Annotated in this window: 16 protein-coding genes and 2 riboswitches; of the genes, 8 read left to right on the forward strand and 8 right to left on the reverse strand. The window is 67.7% G+C overall.

The genetic code is table 11. The annotated features are described in order from the left end of the window. Positions 1-101 precede the first annotated feature (101 nt). Positions 102-881: a CPBP family intramembrane glutamic endopeptidase gene (locus tag AC4EEV_RS17860; protein ID WP_491329624.1), complete on the forward strand. Its 780-nt coding sequence runs from the start codon at positions 102-104 to the stop codon at positions 879-881. A gap of 43 nt (positions 882-924) precedes the next feature. Here AC4EEV_RS17860 and AC4EEV_RS17865 read toward each other — a convergent pair whose 3' ends face one another. The 3 genes from AC4EEV_RS17865 to AC4EEV_RS17875 all read right to left on the reverse strand — a co-directional run bounded on the left by AC4EEV_RS17865 (position 925) and on the right by AC4EEV_RS17875 (position 5,934). Next, positions 925-2,622, reverse strand: coding sequence for an HNH endonuclease signature motif containing protein (locus AC4EEV_RS17865; protein WP_491329625.1), 1,698 nt, complete (start codon positions 2,620-2,622; stop codon positions 925-927). A 214-nt stretch (positions 2,623-2,836) separates the two neighbouring features. Further along, positions 2,837-3,475 carry a VOC family protein gene (locus tag AC4EEV_RS17870; RefSeq protein WP_026265047.1) on the reverse strand — a complete coding sequence of 213 codons (639 nt, stop codon included), beginning with the start codon at positions 3,473-3,475 and terminating at the stop codon, positions 2,837-2,839. Between the two features lie 101 nt (positions 3,476-3,576). Further along, positions 3,577-5,934 carry a S8 family peptidase gene (locus AC4EEV_RS17875; RefSeq protein WP_491329626.1) on the reverse strand — a complete coding sequence of 786 codons (2,358 nt, stop codon included), beginning with the start codon at positions 5,932-5,934 and terminating at the stop codon, positions 3,577-3,579. Between the two features lie 270 nt (positions 5,935-6,204). Next, positions 6,205-6,319, forward strand: a riboswitch (SAM riboswitch). Positions 6,320-6,362: 43 nt separating this feature from the next. Here AC4EEV_RS17875 and AC4EEV_RS17880 point away from each other — a divergent pair. From AC4EEV_RS17880 to AC4EEV_RS17890, 3 genes are all read left to right on the forward strand, one after another. Further along, positions 6,363-7,688 (forward strand): bifunctional o-acetylhomoserine/o-acetylserine sulfhydrylase, encoded by a 1,326-nt coding sequence (locus AC4EEV_RS17880; protein ID WP_018763399.1) that lies wholly within the window; start codon positions 6,363-6,365, stop codon positions 7,686-7,688. Between the two features lie 99 nt (positions 7,689-7,787). Continuing rightward, positions 7,788-7,903, forward strand: a riboswitch (SAM riboswitch). A 12-nt stretch (positions 7,904-7,915) separates the two neighbouring features. Beyond that, positions 7,916-9,031 carry a homoserine O-acetyltransferase MetX gene (gene metX, locus AC4EEV_RS17885; protein WP_491329627.1) on the forward strand — a complete coding sequence of 372 codons (1,116 nt, stop codon included), beginning with the start codon at positions 7,916-7,918 and terminating at the stop codon, positions 9,029-9,031. A gap of 120 nt (positions 9,032-9,151) precedes the next feature. Further along, positions 9,152-10,288: an alcohol dehydrogenase catalytic domain-containing protein gene (locus AC4EEV_RS17890; protein WP_491329628.1), complete on the forward strand. Its 1,137-nt coding sequence runs from the start codon at positions 9,152-9,154 to the stop codon at positions 10,286-10,288. A 20-nt stretch (positions 10,289-10,308) separates the two neighbouring features. Here the strand turns inward: AC4EEV_RS17890 and AC4EEV_RS17895 are convergent, their stop codons facing one another. Further along, on the reverse strand, positions 10,309-10,914 hold the full coding sequence (locus AC4EEV_RS17895) for a hypothetical protein (protein WP_491329629.1): 606 nt from the start codon (positions 10,912-10,914) through the stop codon (positions 10,309-10,311). 49 nt (positions 10,915-10,963) lie between these two features. Next, on the reverse strand, positions 10,964-11,833 hold the full coding sequence (locus AC4EEV_RS17900) for an SGNH/GDSL hydrolase family protein (RefSeq protein ID WP_018763402.1): 870 nt from the start codon (positions 11,831-11,833) through the stop codon (positions 10,964-10,966). A gap of 77 nt (positions 11,834-11,910) precedes the next feature. Here AC4EEV_RS17900 and AC4EEV_RS17905 point away from each other — a divergent pair, with 77 nt between their 5' ends. Then, positions 11,911-12,561 (forward strand): alpha/beta hydrolase, encoded by a 651-nt coding sequence (locus tag AC4EEV_RS17905; RefSeq protein WP_018763403.1) that lies wholly within the window; start codon positions 11,911-11,913, stop codon positions 12,559-12,561. A 31-nt stretch (positions 12,562-12,592) separates the two neighbouring features. Here AC4EEV_RS17905 and AC4EEV_RS17910 read toward each other — a convergent pair whose 3' ends face one another. Further along, positions 12,593-12,826, reverse strand: a complete 234-nt coding sequence (locus tag AC4EEV_RS17910) for an RNA-binding S4 domain-containing protein (protein WP_018763404.1) — start codon at positions 12,824-12,826, stop codon at positions 12,593-12,595. 32 nt (positions 12,827-12,858) lie between these two features. Here AC4EEV_RS17910 and AC4EEV_RS17915 point away from each other — a divergent pair, with 32 nt between their 5' ends. The 3 genes from AC4EEV_RS17915 to AC4EEV_RS17925 all read left to right on the forward strand — a co-directional run bounded on the left by AC4EEV_RS17915 (position 12,859) and on the right by AC4EEV_RS17925 (position 16,401). Beyond that, positions 12,859-13,854 (forward strand): DMT family transporter, encoded by a 996-nt coding sequence (locus tag AC4EEV_RS17915; protein ID WP_491329630.1) that lies wholly within the window; start codon positions 12,859-12,861, stop codon positions 13,852-13,854. Between the two features lie 127 nt (positions 13,855-13,981). After that, a complete protein-coding gene (locus AC4EEV_RS17920; protein ID WP_133832637.1) occupies positions 13,982-15,367 on the forward strand; it encodes a glycine--tRNA ligase in 1,386 nt (461 codons plus the stop codon). A gap of 2 nt (positions 15,368-15,369) precedes the next feature. Then, complete coding sequence (locus AC4EEV_RS17925) at positions 15,370-16,401, forward strand: GNAT family N-acetyltransferase (protein ID WP_491329631.1); 1,032 nt, start codon at positions 15,370-15,372, stop codon at positions 16,399-16,401. Between the two features lie 75 nt (positions 16,402-16,476). Here AC4EEV_RS17925 and AC4EEV_RS17930 read toward each other — a convergent pair whose 3' ends face one another. Both AC4EEV_RS17930 and AC4EEV_RS17935 read right to left on the reverse strand, forming a co-directional pair. After that, positions 16,477-17,304 (reverse strand): lysophospholipid acyltransferase family protein, encoded by an 828-nt coding sequence (locus AC4EEV_RS17930; protein WP_491329632.1) that lies wholly within the window; start codon positions 17,302-17,304, stop codon positions 16,477-16,479. Between the two features lie 11 nt (positions 17,305-17,315). Then, on the reverse strand, positions 17,316-18,098 hold the full coding sequence (locus AC4EEV_RS17935; RefSeq protein WP_133832634.1) for an alpha/beta hydrolase: 783 nt from the start codon (positions 18,096-18,098) through the stop codon (positions 17,316-17,318). Positions 18,099-18,156: the final 58 nt, after the last annotated feature.

Genomic DNA, 18,156 nt, shown 5'->3' on the forward strand with positions numbered 1-18,156 from the left:
CCCTCTGGTGTGCTGCCTGGATCCTTGGTGTTGCCCCGGCTTGTGGTTCCCTCCGGCCGCTCCATCAGCCCGGATCCAGAAACTGAGGGCAAGATGGGAACATGCTGGTTCCCTCCCGCCGTCGCCTGCGGCTCGAAGTCTGGATCGTTCTGGGCCTTTCACTCGGCCAGTCGGCTGTGTACTCTGTGGTGCAGCTGCTGGATAAGATGACCCGTGCGCCACTGGCGGAGGGAACCTCCACCCTGAACCGGTCGCAGAGTACGCGGGAGTACTTTGACCTGACCTACCAGTTGCTGGACATCATCTTTGCGCTGGTTCCCGTGCTGCTGGTCCTCTACTTCCTCACGGACCAGCGCCAGGCCGCCCCGGGCGACGCCGGTTCATCAGGTTCGGCGTTCCGGAAGCTTGGGTTCAACTTTGCGCGGCCCGGAAGGGACCTGCTGCAGGGCCTGGGGCTGGCGGCCCTGATCGGGATCCCGTCGCTGGGGCTGTACGCCGCCGGCCGCGCGTTGGGAATCACGACGGCGATCATTCCCAGTGCGCTCGACGCCTACTGGTGGACGGTGCCGGTCCTGATCCTGTCCGCGATCCGGCACGCGGTCCTGGAAGAAGTCATTGTGGTGGGCTACCTCTTGGACCGCTTCGGCAAATTCGGTTGGAGCACGCCTCTCGCTATCGCCGTCAGTTCGGTGCTCCGCGGCAGCTATCACCTCTACCAGGGTTTCGGGCCATTTATCGGCAACGCGATCATGGGGGTGGTTTTCGCCTGGCTGTACACCCGAACCCGCCGCGTCATGCCGCTGGTCATCGCCCACGCGCTGCTGGACATCGTGGCGTTCGTCGGCTTCAGTCTCTTTGGCAAGGCCGTGGGGTTGGGGTAGGAGTGGGGAATTAGCCTCGGCGGCTCAACCCGTACATGTGCTGTCACATCAGCGACAACAGCAAGGGCCACTGTGCTTGCGGGTCCGGTGGCAACACGAAGGGTTTTGCGTAGAAGTCGTCCCAGAGGGCATCAGTCGCGCAAAGCTCGTCGGGATCCAGCAGGTTGTTTCCGTCAGGCTCCTCCGTTTCCGGATCCTCCGTCTCCAGAGCCGGCCACGCTTGAACTTCGGCACGTGGCAGGGTTCCTGGTGGCCAGTGGGTTGGTTGGGGGTCGTGTTGTTCGGGTTTGTAGTGTCGGCCGGTGGGTGAGGTCCAGCCGGGTGGTTCATTCCGTGTGGCCGGGTCGGGGGTCCAGGTGGTGTGGTGTTTGAGTCGGTGGTGTTTGGGGCAGAGTTGGGCGAGGTTCTGGGCGTCGGTGGTGCCGCCGTGGTGCCAGGGGGTGAGGTGGTCGGTGTCGTTGTCGGGGGTGTGGTTGGTGCAGCCGGGGAAGGTGCACGTGCGGTCCCGTAGCCGGATCCATTGTTTGATGGTTTCGGGGAGCCGGTAGCGGGTGCGGCCGATTTCCAGGGGTGCCCCGTCGCGGGGGTCGGTGAGGACCCGGTAGAAGGATTCCGCGCCGCCGGCGACGAGCTTGCGCGCCATGGATGCCGGGATCGGTCCGAATCCGTCCAGCAGCGCGGGTTCCTCGGTGAGGCCGAGCAGCGAGAACACCGGGACCGTGACCAGGACATCCGCCCGGGGTGTGGGGATCTTGCCAAGCCCGCCGGCGGTTCCCGCATCGGTGAAGCTGCCCGGGCCGGTGGCGCGGCAGGTGTCAGGCTGGTGCGGAGGTTCGGTGCCACCGGTGGGGCTGGTTCCGGCCCCGAGGGACAGGCTGGTGCGGCCGTTGGGGGTGGTGGTGGGCTGCAGTCTGGCGCCGAGGAGGAGTGAGGCGGCGACGTCGGCGCGGAGCTGGGTGAGGGTGCGGGGCTCGTCGGGGTTTTGGAGGCCGCGGGCGGTGGCGGTGCTGCGGTTCCAGATCGCGCATGCGGTGTCCCCGGGCAGGTAGAACGAGAGCCAGGCCATCCCGTCGCGGTCCGGGGCGTAATCCATCCGCCGGTCCGCCACCCCCTTGGCATGGCGTTTTTCCAGGGTTTCGGGGTGGTGGCGTTCCCGCCAGGCCCGGACCTTCGCCCGGAACCGGGACGGGACAAGGTCACCGGGTGCGGCGCCCCGGGCCGGGTTGGGCGCGTCAGGGTCGAAGAAGTGCGCCACCAGGCCGGCCGCCCCTGCAGGGGTCAGTCCTTCGGTTTCGTCGGCCACGATCCGGGCGTGCTGCCACGACACCCCACCCGCAGCCAAGGCTTCGAACACCGGTGGCAGTGAACAGACCCGCCGGGACTGCTCCACCAGCGCCCCGGCGGCGGAGCTGATGGTGAGGATCCCGGCGATCTCCTCCACCGCGGACATCTCCGCGAACGTGCGCTCATCCACCGGGGCGTCCGGCGGAAGCAAAGCATGCTGGATGTCAACGGCATCCGCCACGTCTTGGGCTTTCACCGCCGCCAGCTGAGCCTCCAACCGGGCCACCAGCTCCAGCCGTTCCAGGCACAGCCCATACCGCCGCTGAAGCACGTCCACATCCGCGCCAGTGCCGGGACCGGCAGCGAGGGAAACATCCCTCAGAACCAGTGCATCCAGGGCAGCAACAGAGGCAGAAACACCCTCCATCACCACCGCCAGATCAGTACCGATTCCCATAAAGAAATCATCCAACCAGGGTCCGACATTTATGGAGGAGGCTTGTGGTTCAGCGCCCTTCCGCATAATTCAGCGATCCTCCCCGGGAACGCTTAAATGAATTCGGCCGCCATCGGGTGGTGACGCCGTTGTCACCACCCGATGGCGGCCGAAGCTTTTGGGCGCACGCTTATAAGGCCCTCTCCGGAACTAAGCCGGAGAGCGCGAGGGATGGTCAGATGGTGACGGCCCCGTTGGCGGTTTCAAATGTGACGGACAGAATGCCGGGAGTGCCGTGCGGCGCTACCCACTCGACCGCAACGTCTTCAAGCGGCTTCTCCACCGGCTCGCCCAGCCACTCGGTCACCCGCGACGCGGAGCCGGCAATGGTCAGGCAGCTCATCTTGAGGTTGCTCTCGTAGGCATTGGAGGGGTGCAGGGACGGGTCGCCTTCCCATTTGAGCATGTAGGGGACCTGGGGGTCTGCAATAAGGCCCAGGATGCCTATCTGCTTCCACACGAGTTCGCGGCCATCCGGGAACTTGCGGTTGCCGTTTACGGCAGCTCGGCCCAGCCGTTCCTCGAACGGGGCAAGGTCGTCCACTTCAACGCACCAGCCCATCCAGCCGCCGCCCGCAGCGGAACGGGCACGAACTGCCTGTCCGAACGGTGCTTTGTCCGAAGCCGGGTGGTCCAGGACCTCCACAACTTCGAGGTATTTGTGCCCGGCGAGGGGGATGATCATATTCCGGGTGCCGAACCGGGGGTGGACCCCGCCCTTCACTGCCTCAACGCCGAGGGCAGTTGAAATACGTTCGGTAGTGGCCGCGAGGCCATCGTGTTCACAGGCGTAAGAGACGTGATCCATGCGCATGGCAACATCTTGGCACTTTGTGATCGGGCTCTCAGCTAAGGGTGCCCTTACTTGGATTTGCGTCCCTGGCAGTGGTTGAAGAAGCCCCCGGCAGGTCGGGTTCAGCTTGCGATGTAGTAGCCGAAGGTGTCGGCGATGAGTTGGACGGTGCCGGCGGAGTTGTTGGTCAGGGCGATGGTTCCGTCGGCGGCGACGGGGGTGATGACCAGGTTGGGGGTGGTTTGGTCGGTGTTGAAGTTCAGGTTGGAGGTTCCGGGGGTGGGGGTGCCGCCGGCGTGGACGGTGATGTTGCCGAAGCTGGTGGGTGAGGTGGCGGTGACGTTGACGGCGACGGCGGAGACTCCGGTGGTGGGGATGCCGCCGTGGCCGGTGACGGGGACGCGGATGGTGGCTCCGGGTGCGACGGGGCCGCTGATGCCGCCGGTGCCGTAGCGGGTGTCCAGCTGCCGGAAGGGCGCCTGCGACGAGAAGGTGCCAGGGTCTACCGGGGCCCCTGCGATGTAGTAGCCGAAGGTGTCGGCGATGAGTTGGACGGTGCCGGCGGAGTTGTTGGTCAGGGCGATGGTTCCGTCGGCGGCAACGGGGGTGATGACCAGGTTGGGGGTGGTTTGGTCGGTGTTGAAGTTGAGGTTGGAGGTTCCGGGGGTGGGGGTGCCGCCGGCGTGGACGGTGATGTTGCCGAATCTGGTGGGTGAGGTGACGGTGACGTTGACGGCGACGGCGGAGACTCCGGTGGTGGGGATGCCGCCGTGGCCGGTGACGGGGACGCGGATGGTGGCTCCGGGTGCGACGGGGCCGCTGATGCCGCCGGTGCCGTAGCGGGTGTCCAGCTGCCGGAAGGGCGCCTGCGACGAGAAGGTGCCAGGGTCTACCGGGGCCCCTGCGATGTAGTAGCCGAAGGTGTCGGCGATGAGTTGGACGGTGCCGGCGGAGTTGTTGGTCAGGGCGATGGTTCCGTCGGCGGCAACGGGGGTGATGACCAGGTTGGGGGTGGTTTGGTCGGTGTTGAAGTTGAGGTTGGAGGTTCCGGGGGTGGGGGTGCCGCCGGCGTGGACGGTGATGTTGCCGAATCTGGTGGGTGAGGTGACGGTGACGTTGACGGCGACGGCGGAGACTCCGGTGGTGGGGATGCCGCCGTGGCCGGTGACGGAGACGCGGATGGTGGCTCCGGGTGCGACGGGGCCGCTGGCTCCGCCGGTGCCGTAGCGGGTGTCCAGCTGCCGGAAGGGCGCCTGCGACGAGAATGCCCCCGGCAGGCGCGGGCTGGCAGGCACGTGCAGCAGTTTGTTTGGCGTTCCGGCGCCGGCACCGGCGATGGTTCCCGGAACAGCCGTCGACAGGACGGTGTCCGTGACCTGCGCAGGCGTGAAGAGCGGGTGCCGGGAGAGGATGAGGGCTGCCGTGCCGGCAACGTGCGGTGAGGCCATGGAGGTCCCGCTCAGCGCTGCCGTGGCCGTCGACGACGTGTTCCAGGTGGAGGTAACGGCCACCCCCGGGGCGTAAAGGTCCACGCACTGGCCGTAGTTGGAGAACGAGGCCTGGTGGTCCGAGGAGTCGCTCGCGGCCACCGTCAAGGCGGACGGGACCCGGGCGGGCGAGGACGTGCAGGCATCCGTGGCCGAATTCCCGGCCGCGACGACGACGGAAATTCCATCGTCGACGACATTCTGGACTGCGGTGTCAAGGAGGCTGCTGACCGGTCCGCCAAGGCTCATGTTCACCACGGCCGGAGTTCCTGCGGCATGGTCCCCGGCAATCCAGTCGAGTCCGGCGATGATGTCCGAGTAGTAGCCGGACCCGTCGCAGGCCAAGGTCCGCACGGGCACGATCGTGGCGGATTTGGCCACGCCGTAGACGGTTCCGGCGATGATCCCCGAAACGTGGGTGCCGTGTCCGTTGCAGTCACTTGTCCCGCCGCCGTCGGAAAGTGCCGTCCATCCCGCGGCAACCCGTCCGCCGAAATCCACGTTCGAGGCGAGAACTCCGGTGTCAACCACATAGGCGCGGACACCGAGGCCGGAAGCGTCATACGTGTAGGCGCCGGACAGTGGCAACGCCTGCTGGTCCAGCCGGTCAAGACCCCAGGGCGCGGGTTTTTCCGTGGCGGAAATCGTCGATACCGCATCGGGTTCCACGGCTGTTGCCTTGCCGGACCGCAGCAGTGCGGCGGCTTGCGCCGCCGTGGCTTTGATCGCCGCTCCGTGCAGGGCCTTGCTGAACGTGTGGTCGACGGCGACCCCCTGGGAACGAAGGTTGCGCGCCGCCGTTGGGACGTCAGTTCCCGCCGGGAACTGGACCAGGTAGCGGCCATTGGGGCTGTCGGGAGCGGACGAGGGAGCGGCGGCGGGCGCGGTGGCTGCCGCTGGCGGCGCCGAGGCTTGCACTGGTGTACCGCTTGAGCAGAAGGCGACGGCGGACAACAGTGCGGCGGCAAGGGCCAGGCGCAAAGACTGGGGCAACGGAATCGAATTCCTTTGTGCGTGGTTGGGGGGCGACGGGATAACGTCGTCCGGCTTCCACGGTATCCGGGCCAGGACGGCTGGCGGCCAAACCTCGGGCGATCCTTCGCATTATTTGTGGAACCTTGGAAAACCTCCACATCGGACTGCCATCGCGCCCGGATCCGTCCCCCGCCCGTCGGCTGAGACCCCCACGGCCCGCACACAGCGGCAAGACCATGTTCGTCACAATGCTGTCCCGGCCGGAGTGATGTTCCTACACTGGGCGCAGGTCATGAGTGCCAGCGTTAAGCCCCGGCTCGCTGGCCGGCAACCCTCCATCCGCGGTGGGGTGCCCCGGGTGAGGACCAGGCTGTCCGGCAATTGCCGGAAGCAAGCGCGGCCCGTGGTGCTCCCAGCATGCCGGGCCCATGTCATAGGAGACTGAGATGTCCAACGGATGGTCCTTCGAAACCCGCCAGATCCATGCAGGCCAGGAGCCTGACAGCGCCACCGGGGCCCGCGCCCTTCCCATCTACCAGACCACGTCCTTCGTGTTCCCGAGCGCCGAGAGCGCAGCCAACCGTTTTGCGCTGGCCGAACTGGCGCCGATCTACACCCGCATCGGCAACCCCACCCAGGACGCGGTGGAGCAGCGGATCGCCAGCCTCGAAGGTGGCCTGGCCGCTTTGCTGCTGAGCTCGGGGCAGGCCGCGGAGACCTTCGCCGTCCTGAATATCGCCGAGGCCGGGGACCACATCGTGGCCAGCCCCAGCCTGTACGGCGGCACCTACAACCTGTTCGCCCACACCCTGAAGAAGTTCGGCATCGCGGTCACCTTCGTGGAAGATCCGGACAACCTGGATCAGTGGCGGAATGCCGTTCAGCCCAACACCAAACTGTTCTTTGGCGAGGTGGTATCCAACCCGCGCCAGGACGTCCTGGACATCGAAGGCATCTCCCAGGTGGCCCACGACGCCGGCGTTCCCCTGATCGTGGACAACACCCTGTCCACGCCCTACCTGATCCGGCCGCTGGAGTGGGGTGCGGACATCGTGATCCACTCCGCCACCAAGTACCTGGGCGGTCATGGCTCGGCGATTGCCGGCGTCATCGTCGACTCCGGCAAGTTCGATTTCGGCAAGGACCCCGACCGGTTCCCCGGTTTCAACACCCCGGATCCCACCTACAACGGGCTGGTCTACGCCCGGGACCTTGGCGAGGGTGGCGCACTGGGCGCCAACCTTTCCTACATCCTCAAAGCCCGTGTCCAGTTGCTGCGCGACCTTGGCTCGGCGGTTTCGCCCTTCAACGCCTTCCTGATTTCGCAGGGCCTGGAAACGCTGAGCCTGCGGGTGGAACGGCACGTTTCCAACGCCACGGAGGTGGCGCGCTGGCTGGAGGGAAGGGACGACGTCGAATCGGTCGCCTACGCGGGGCTGCCGTCCAGCCCCTGGTACGAACGGGGCCGCAAGTACGGGCCCAAGGGGACCGGCGCCGTCGTCGCTTTCAACCTGGCCGGAGGCGCGGAGGCGGGCAAGCGCTTCGTCGACGCCCTGGAACTGCACTCGCACGTCGCCAACATCGGCGACGTCCGTTCGCTTGTCATCCACCCGGCGTCGACCACCCACAGCCAGCTCTCGCCCGAGCAGCAGGTGGTGGCCGGCGTCAATCCGGGGCTGGTCCGCTTGTCGGTTGGCTTGGAGCACATCGACGACATCCTGGCCGACCTGGAGGCCGGTTTCCGCGCGGCCAAGGGCGGCGCCGACGCCTGACCGCCAGCACGCCGGGGCGCTGCCGGCCGGCAGCGCCGGGAAGTCACAACCAGTCACACTCTTGGCCTGGACCGGGGAGTGTTTCGTACACTCGAACCAGGTCATGAGTGCCAGTGACAGCCCCGGCTTGCTGGCCGGCAACCCTCCTTCCGCGGTGGGGTGCCCCGGGTGAAGACCTGGCCTGCCGGTCAAATGACGGCAGGCAAGCGCGTAGAAGAGGTCTTGCCATGACGGTTACCGTCGCCCGTACCACCATTCCCGAACACGGAGTTGTCCGCTACGCCTCCATCGGAGGACTCGAGCTCGAAGGCGGCGGCTACCTGCCGGATGTCACCCTGGCGTACGAAACCTGGGGCACGCTGAACGCGGACGGCAGCAACGCCATCCTGATCGAGCATGCCCTGACGGGCAGCACCCACGTGACCCGGGGCGACACCGACGAAGAGGGCTGGTGGGAACAGCTGGCCGGTCCCGGGGCTCCCGTCGATACGGACAGGTTCTTCGTGGTGTCCGTCAACATTGTGGGCGGTTGCTACGGGTCCACGGGCCCGTCGTCGGCCGCTCCCGACGGAGCACCCTGGGGCTCACGCTTCCCCCTGGTCACCCTGCGGGACAGCACTGTTGCCGAGGCCCGGCTGGCGGACCAGTTGGGCATCGGGAGCTGGTACGCCGTCCTTGGGGGTTCCATGGGGGGTGCCCGCGCCCTGGAGTGGGCGGTGACCTACCCTGGCCGGGTGCAGCGCTGCGCCGTCATCTCGGTCGGCGCTGCCAGCACGGCTGAACAGATCGCTTTCGCCCAGGCCCAGACCCTGGCCATCCGCCAGGATCCGAACTTCAACGGCGGCGACTACTACGGCGGACCGTGTCCGGAAGACGGACTGGCCCTGGCACGGCGGATCGCCCACATCACGTACCGGTCCGCCGCGGAACTGGAAGGGCGCTTCGGCCGGGAACCCCAGGCTCCCGAGTCGCCCCTGCACGGCGGACTGCTGGCAAACCGCGGACGCTACCAAGTGGAAAGCTATCTGGACCACCAGGGCAGGAAGCTCGTCCGCCGGTTCGACGCCAACAGCTATATCGCCCTCACCGAGGCGTTGATGAGCCACGATGTCTGCCGTGGCCGCGGGCCGCTGGCCGAGACCCTGGCATCCGCCACCGCCCGGTTCTTCGTTGCCGCCGTGGACTCCGACCGGCTCTACTTCCCGTCCCAGTCCCGCGAATTGGCCCAGGCCCTGCCGGGTGAGGTTGACGTGCATATGATCTCGGCACCGATAGGCCATGACGGCTTCCTGACCGAGATCGGACAGCTGGGGAACCAGCTCCGGACGACGTTCCTGGCCTAGCTGTGCCCGTCCCGGCAGCGGCCGGCTGCTGCCCTGCGGTGCTTCCGGTGCACGCTGCCGGTGGACGCCGCGGTGCCACAGTGCGGCAGGCCCGGGGTGGAAGTACGGCATGATCGTGTCATGAAGGCAGCCGTCCTGTATTCGACCGTTCCCGCCGCCGGACAGGCACCGGGAAAGCCCGCCTACGCTGACGCGAAACCATTGGTCGTGCAGGAACTGGACCAACCGCAGCCGCGCGCCGGTGAGCTTGGGGTTGCCATCACCTATTCGAGCCTGTGCCATTCGGACCTGTCCGTGGTGGACGGCTCCAGGGTCCGGCCGCTTCCGATGGCATTGGGCCACGAGGCGGTGGGGCGGGTGGTGTCCGTGGGCGACGGGGTAGCCGATGTGTCCGTGGGAGACCACGTGGTGCTCGTTTTCGTGCCCAGTTGCGGCCATTGCCGGGCCTGCCGGGCCGGGAGGCCCGCGCTTTGCCACCGCGCTGCGGAGGTCAACGGCTCCGGTGACCTGCTGCATGGGCCGGCCTTGCTGCGCACGCCGGGGGGGGAGCGCATCAACCACCATTTGGGCGTCTCGGCGTTTGCGGATTACGCCGTGGTGGCGCGGGAGTCGGTGGTGGTGATTGACGACGACGTCCCGGACACCGTCGCGGCGATGTTTGGTTGCGCCGTGCTCACCGGAATGGGGGCCGTGCTCAATACGGCAGGCGTCAGTCCGGGACAGTCCGTGGCTGTCTTCGGCATCGGCGCAGTAGGCTTATCGGCCGTCATGGCGGCCCGCCTCGCCGGGGCCGCCGGAGTGATAGCCATCGATCCGAATCCGGGCAAGCACCCATTGGCCCTGGACGCCGGTGCCACGGCGGTGGGAACGCCTGCGGATGCGGCCCGTCTTGTGGCCGAGGCTGCCGGTGACGGGGTGGATGTGGCCGTCGAAGCAGTCGGCTTGGCCGGCGTGATCGCAACGTGCCTTGATCTGGTGACGCGGGGCGGCGCGGTTGTCTCGGTGGGACTGCCCCATCCGTCTGCTGAACTGTCCGTTCCGGCACTGCAGTTCGCAGGCGCGGGCAAACGGCTCCTCGGCTCCTACATGGGCGACGCGGTTCCCCGCCGAGACATCCCGGCGTACCTGGGCTACTGGCGGGAAGGCAGGCTTCCGGTGGAACTGCTGCACACCGATACCCGGCCGCTGGCGGACGTCAATGAAGGCCTGGATGCGCTGGCGTCCGGGCAGGTGGTCAGGCGGCTCTTCCGGGCTTGAGGCGTGGCGGCGGCTGGGGCTCAGCCGTTCATGATGTCGCTGCGGCGCTTCATGTAGTCCTCCATGGACATTTCGCCGTTGCTGTACTGCTGGTCCAGTTCTGCGAGCTTCCGGGCACGGAATCCCTGGGGCGCTCCCGGCGGGGGAACGGCCGGGCCTGGAGGCGGGCCGGCCGGCGTGTGGCCGGTACCCTGCTGCTGGCCGGGGAACTGCTGGCCCAGACCCTGCTGGCCCGGGAACTGCTGGCCGGGGAACTGCTGGCCCGGGAACTGCTGGAACGGCGGTTCCTGGGGCGCGCCGTAGCGGGGGTCCGGCATGGGGGGCTGCCCGTACTGGTAGGGCTGTGGCTGTGATTCACCGGCCGGGGTGGGCTGGCGGAAGCCGCCGGAGTAGTAGTCCTGCTGGGTGTAGCCGTCGCGGGGCTGGTTGCTCTGCGGCCCCGCGGACCCGGGAAACTGGCCGGACCCGGGGAACCCGCCAGGCCCGTACTGTCCCGGAAACTGGCCAGGGTACTGGCCCGGCAAGCCTTGGTCCCGGTCCCGCCGTGCCATGGACCGCCGGTACATCCGCATGGCCATGGGGACAACGAAGGACAGGATGATGATCCACAAAAACAAGCTGCTCACGGTGCCGCGCCTCTCAAAGGTTGTCCCTCCAGCGTAACCCCGTGCGGTCCTACCGGCGGCTGGGTTCCGAGGTTCCCAGCGGACCCTCGCCGGACCCCAACGGAACGCCCGGGCCAAAGACGGGACCCGGCGTCGGCCGTTTCGCCGTGACGCCGTCACCGGAGGACTGGTGCCGGAGCCGGCGCAGGACCCAGGGCACGAAGTATTCGCGCGCCCACACCAAGTCCCCGGTCCTTGCCTCGCGCCAGGTCCGGGGCGGCAGATCCTTGGGCTGGAGGGGTTCCAGCGAATGTTCAACGTTAAGAGAATCCAGCACCATGGCCGCGATGGTGTGGTGCCCCAACGGGGAGAAGTGCAGCCTGTCCTGGTCCCACATCTGCGGATCGCTCAGTTGCCGGAGGGACCACATGTCGGCGATGACGGCGTCGTGCCGGGCCGCGACAGTCCGCAGGTTCTCGTTATAAATGGCCACCTTGCTCCGGATCCTGCCCAGGACCGAGGAGCCTGTGTCCGGACCGTTGAACAAGACCACGGTGGCGCCGCCCATGGACAGGATCTGGACCACGGAATCGAGCTTTTCGGCCAGTGCGTCGGGGTCGCCGCCCGGGCGGATGAGGTCGTTGCCGCCTGCTGACAAGGTGACCAGGTCCGGCTTCAGGGCCAGGGCCGGGGCCAGCTGCTGGTCCACGATCTGCTGCAGGAGCCGGCCCCTGACGGCGAGGTTGGCGTAGGCGAAGTCCGGCTTGGTGCGGCCCAGTTCTTCGGCCACCCGGTCGGCCCAGCCGCGGTGGCCTCCGGGGCTTGCGGGCTCGGGGTCGCCGATGCCCTCGGTAAAGGAATCGCCCATCGCCACGTACCGGCTCCAGGGGTGGGAACCGGGGTGCACGGACGGGGTCTGGATGGCACTTGCGTCAGTCACTGTCCTATCCTGCCTTCCGCTTCAATGGCTACGCCAACGTAGGTTGTTACTTTCGGGTAACTGTAAGAATGGAAACCATGACTGACGCCGAAGTATTTCCCGCTCCCGTTGTCCTGTGGTCCCACCCCGAAGACCAGCGTGCCGGCAAACCGCTGCTGGTGCTGCTCCATGGCTACGGCGCCAACGAACAGGACCTGTTCAGCCTTGCCGGGATGCTTCCGGGGGACTTTGCGGTGGCATCCGTCCGGGCGCCGATAGCCATGGGCCCGGGCTTCACCTGGTTCCCGTTGACGGCGTCCATCGACTACTCCCTGGACCGGGTCAAGGCGGCGTCGGCCTACGTCCAGGAATGGATTGACACCATCAGGGAAGGCCACCCCTCCGTCTCCCTGCTGGGCTTCTCCATGGGCATGGCCATGGCCACCACCCTCCTGCGGCAGCGTCCCACGGACTTCGCTGCCGTCGTCGGGCTCTCGGGCTTCGTGGTGGACGCCGCCGGCGACCCCACCTTCAAGGATGCCGAACTGGACGGAACCATCCCCATGTTCTGGGGCCGGGACCAGCAGGACCCGGTGATCACCCAGGACAAGATCGAGTTCACCATGGGGTGGGTGCGCAAGCACGTCAAGCTCACCAAGGTGCTCTACACGGGCATGTGGCACGGCATCAACCAGCAGGAGATCGGCCACGTGGGGGAGTTCCTCACCCACGAGGTGCTCAACAAGTAGGCGTACGACGACGGCGCCGCGGCCGTGGCGGTCAGCCCGCCTCCGGCGCGACCACCTTCACGGTGTGCCCGTTCACGGTGACGGTGTCGCCGTGGTGCAACTGGCGGCCGCGGCGGTCGTCGATTTCGCCGTTGACTTTCACCAGCCCGTTCTTGATGAGCTCCGTTGCCTCCACGCCGTCCTCCACGAGGTTGGCAAGCTTCAACAGCTGGCCCAGCCGGATCATGCTGTCGCGGATGGGGACGTCGTCAATGGGGTTGCTCATACAGCAATAATGCCTGAACTAAGGTGGATCCAATGACCTCCCCTCCACGCCTGCCCGTCCTCGCAGGCCTGCCCCTGGCGGTGGGCGCCGGCCTGGCCATCCCCGTCCAAGGCCGCATCAACGGGGCCCTCGGCGCCCGCCTCAACGACGGAATCGCCGCTGCCGTGGTCAGTTTCAGCACCGGCCTGCTGGTGATGATCCTGATCTCGCTGGTCCTGCCGCGGGGCCGGGCCGGGCTGGCGGCCATCCTCCCGGCCGTCCGTACCCGGGCTTTTCCCCGCATCTACGTGCTGGCCGGCGCCATCGGGGCGCTGTTCGTCTTCGCCCAGTCCTTTACCGTGGGCCTCCTCGGGGTGGCCCTCTTCACCGTCGCCACCGTCACGGGACAGACCGTGAGCGGGCTGCTGGTGGACCGGCTGGGGATCGGCCCGGCCGGGAAGAAGTCCGTTACGGGAATCCGCATCATCGGTTGCCTCCTGACCATCGCCGCCGTCGCCTGGGCAGTGTCGCCGCGGTTCGGCGGGGGAGGCGCCGGTACCGGCGCCGACCCGGCTGCGTTGCTCGTTCCGCTGCTACTGCCGGTGGCCGCAGGCTTCCTGATGAGCTTCCAGCAGGCCATGAACGGCACCGCCACCGTCCACTACGGCACCCCCATCGCCGCCACCCTGGTCAACTTCGTGGCCGGCACCATCGTGCTGTGGGCGGCGTTCGCTGTGAAGCTCGCCGTGGCCGGGCCGGGCAATCCGTTGCCCGCCGACTGGTGGTACTACCTGGGCGGTCCCATGGGCTGCGTGTTCATCGGCCTGGGTGCCCTGCTGGTCCGCAGCCTCGGCGTCCTGGTCACCGGGCTCGGCATGATCGCGGGCCAACTCCTGGGGTCCCTGGCACTGGACCTGGTGCTGCCCGCGCCTGGCACCGTCGTCGCCCCTGCCACGGTCCTTGGGACCCTGCTCACCCTCGGCGCCATCATCCTGGCAACCTTGCCCTGGCCGCGGGGCGCGCTCCGGGGGCGCCGGCCGGTAGGCTAGTACACGCAGCTTTTGACGCATCTTCCCCCATCCGCCCACCCGGTGCCCGGTGTGCCCTGCACGCCGCAGCCGGGGTTTGCACACCGCGGACCGCACCCAGCGGCCCTGTAGAAATTGGAGTTACCCCATGGCAGCAAAATCCGTCCTCGACCAGGTCATTTCCCTCTCCAAGCGGAGGGGCTTCGTGTTCCAGGCCGGTGAGATCTACGGAGGTTCGCGTTCTGCCTGGGACTACGGCCCCTTGGGCGCTGAGCTGAAGGAAAACATCAAGCGTCAGTGGTGGCAGTCCATGGTCCGCGGCCGCGAGGACGTGGTGGGCCTTGACTCCTCCGTGATCCTGCCCCGCCAGGTGTGGGAGGCCTCCGGCCACGTCGAGGTCTTTTCCGACCCCCTGGTGGAATGCCTCTCCTGCCACAAGCGGTACCGCGCCGACCACCTCGAGGAAGAGTACGAGGAGAAGAAGGGCCGCCCGGCGGAAAATGGCCTGAAGGACATTGCCTGCGCCAACTGCGGCACCCGCGGCCAGTGGACCGAGCCACAGGAGTTCTCCGGCCTGCTCAAGACCTACCTCGGCCCGGTCGCCAGCGAGGAAGGCCTGCACTACCTGCGCCCCGAAACCGCCCAGGGCATCTTCGTGAACTTCAACAACGTCCTCACCACGTCGCGGAAGAAGCCGCCGTTCGGCATCGGCCAGATCGGCAAGTCCTTCCGCAACGAGATCACGCCGGGCAACTTCATCTTCCGCACGCGCGAGTTCGAGCAGATGGAAATGGAGTTCTTCGTCGAGCCCGGCACGGATGAAGAGTGGCACAAGTACTGGATGAACGAGCGCATGGCCTGGTACACCGGCCTGGGCATCCGCGACGAGAACCTGCGCTTCTTCGAGCACCCCAAGGAGAAGCTGAGCCACTACTCCAAGGGCACCACGGACATCGAGTACCGCTTCGGTTTCCAGGGCTCGGAGTGGGGCGAACTGGAAGGTATCGCCAACCGGACCGACTTTGACCTCTCCACCCACGCGAAGGCTTCCGGCACGGACCTGAGCTACTTCAACCAGGCCACCAACGAGCGCTACACCCCCTACGTGATCGAGCCCGCGGCCGGCCTGACCCGTTCCTTCATGGCGTTCCTGGTGGACGCCTACACCGAGGACGAGGCCCCCAACGCCAAGGGCGGCGTGGACGTGCGCACCGTGCTGAAGCTTGACCCGCGCCTGGCCCCCGTCAAGGCCGCCGTGCTGCCGTTGAGCCGCAATGAGGACCTGTCACCGAAGGCCAAGGCACTCGGCGCCCAGCTGCGCAAGAACTGGAACATCGACTTTGACGACGCCGGTGCAATCGGCCGCCGGTACCGCCGCCAGGATGAGATCGGCACCCCGTTCTGCATCACCGTGGACTTCGATACCCTCGAGGACCAGGCCGTCACCATCCGCGAGCGGGACACCATGAGCCAGGAACGTGTTTCCCTGGACAAGGTGGAAGGTTACCTGGCCGCACGGCTGATCGGCGCCTGAAAATGACCATCGAATACCGCCCATGGCGCGATGGTGACGACCTTGCGCTGCTGGAAATCTGGGGTGACCCGGACACCGGCGAGGCCCGCCAGTTCCGCGGCGCCCTGGCACTGTCCTCCAACGGCCGGGACGGCACGCCGTGGCGCCGCTGCATCGTGGCCGAGGACGTCATTGACGGCGTCGGCATCCCGGTAGCCGCCGGCGTCGTCTACGAGGCGTCCCTGCACCCGGAACGCCTCTGGACCTACATCGAGGTGGCCCGGGACCACCGCCGCGCCGGCATCGGCGCCAGCCTGCTGACCATGCTGCGCCGCGAAGCCGAAAACGCGCCGTCGGGTGTCACCAGGCTGCGCGCCAAGGTGGAGCCCGGCACCGCCGGGGCCGCCTTCGCCGAAGCGTTCGGGCTGGAACCCATCCAGCGCTCGCGCCTGGTGGTCGTCGAGCCGGGCGCCCTCCGGCTGCCCGTCTTCCCGGCCAAGGACGGGGACGGTGCGGCCGGCGGCGAGAACGCAGGCTCCGACGTCGTCATGGACCTGGCCACCGGCTCGGTGGAGCTCACCGACGTGGTGGGACGCTACTACACCGCCATCCATGACTGGGATTCACCCGGGGTCCTCTCCGTGGGACAGGTGCAGAAACTGTTCCTGGACGAGCTCACCGGCGCGCACGGCGCCATCGTGCTGCGGGCCGAACCGGAATCGGCTTTCGGTGCCGGCGTGGCGCCGAGCAAGAAGGGCCGCATCCGGGCCTTCGCCGTCAGCTACGCGGCCCCCGCCGGGCCGGACGCGGCCCCGGGGACCGAGTCCGCAGGACCGGACACGCCCACGGACGTTTTCGTGGGACATGAGCCGGCATTGTCCGCCGCGGACGCTGCCGAGGCCGTGCGCGACATGCTCGCCCTCATCGCGTACCAGCACCCGGTGATGCTGGAACTGGACGACTCGATGACCGCGCTGCGCGCCGCCGTCGAACCCCTCCTGGAGTCCGGCAAGGCCCGCCTCGCCGCGGCGGAAACCCTGGTGGTCTCCGACTGACCGGGGCCGGCCGGCCCACCCGGCAGCCAAGGCAGCGCCAGGTTTTGCCGTGACCTTCACGGCAAGACCTGGCGCTTACTTCGTTTGGCGGGAACCACGACGCCGGCCCGCGGCGGCGTCTGCGGCGTCCAGGCGCTGCCGCTCGGCGTCCGAAGGAGCGCCGCCGCCCAAGTGCGCCGGCATCCACCACGCCCCGTGCTCCGGCTGCAGCGGAAAGCCTGCAATGCACCGGTCGATCCCGGCCTGGAGCGTGCCGCGCAGCGCCTCCGTGGCCTCCTCAACGTCAACGTCATGCGGAAAGACGATCGGCGCTCCCACTTCGAGGCGCACCGGTGCCCGCCAGCTGCGCCGAAGGGAAAATCCGTGGCCGCGGGTCATCACCCGGTGGGCACCCCAGACCGAAACCGGAATGACCGGGACCCCGGCTTCCGCAGCCATCCGCACGGCACCGGTCCTGCATTCGCGAACCGTGAAGCTGCGGCTCACCCCGGCCTCCGGGAAGACCGCGAGGTACTCGCCGGCCCGCAGCTTGGCCACCGCGGCATCGTAGGCGTCTGAACGGTCCGCATAGCCCACCACCACATGGCCGCTGGCGCTGATGGCGGGGCCGGCCAACCAGTGGTCTGCGGCGCCTTGATGGACGAGGAACCGCAGCTGGGCACTCGTATGCCGCCACAGGAGCAGCTCAACTACCGCGAAGTCCACGTAGCCGAAGTGCGTGATGGCGAAGACCGCTCCCTTTCCGGGGGACGCCCGGCGGGAAGGGCCGGTGGCCGGTTCCTTCGCGGGAAGGTTTTCCAGGCCGGTCGCCTGGATGTCCAGCCGGAGGGCCCAGCGCAGGAACTGCCCGGTACGGACGATGACCCGGTAGAAGGTGTCGTTGGACGGGGGACGCCAAGGCATCGGGACCGCGCCTAGAGGGTGACGTGCACGGACGATTCCGGCAGCAGCTGCGAAAAAGAACGCGGCGGCCGGACAGGGGCGCCCGTGCTCTCCGCGAAGGACTTAATGACAAACCCGGAGGCCAGCGTCTGCCACACCCGGATCTTTCGGAGCATGAAGTGCCCCACACCCTTCAGGGACACATACTGCATGCTGGACGCTTCCGCGGTGGCGCGGCGGGCGAATGCCAGCGACTGCCTGGGGCTGGTCATGTGGTCCGTGGTTCCGTGCACGATCAGCACCTTCCGTCCGGCGACCCGGGCGGAAGGGGTCTCCGGGCTTAGCCATGGCGCAAGGGCCACCACGGCTTCAACTTGCGGATGGTCTGCGGCGCAGACGGCTGTCAGGCCGCCCATCGAGTGGCCCAGCAGGAAGATCGGTACGCCCGGGTGCTGTTCCTCGATCTGCCGTAGCGCCCACCGTGCGTCCTGCAGCGGGGTCATGTCCGGGCCATTCCAGCCGCGGACGCTGTTGCGCAGGGACCAGACCGCCAGCCCGTGTTTCCTTCCCATGCGGTGCAGGTCCCGGGCAAAGGGGACCATCCTGGCCGGGCTCAGGTGCCGGGCCTCCACGGGTGCGCGGCTGTGCGCCCTCCCGCCGTGCAGGACCAGGACCACTCCCTTGGTGGCACCGGATGCCGCAAGGACGCTCAGTACGGGACGGTGCTGGGGATCCGAAGGCGCGCGCCCGGCCTGTTCCCCGCCACTTTTTCCCGTCCCGCGGGTATCGGTTCCACGTGTCCCACCGTTGTCCATGCCTGGTTCCTCCCCATCCGATGGTCCATTTATAAACCCTATGGCGCCGCACGTAGAG

The organism is Pseudarthrobacter sp. MOO14 (assembly GCF_058267675.1).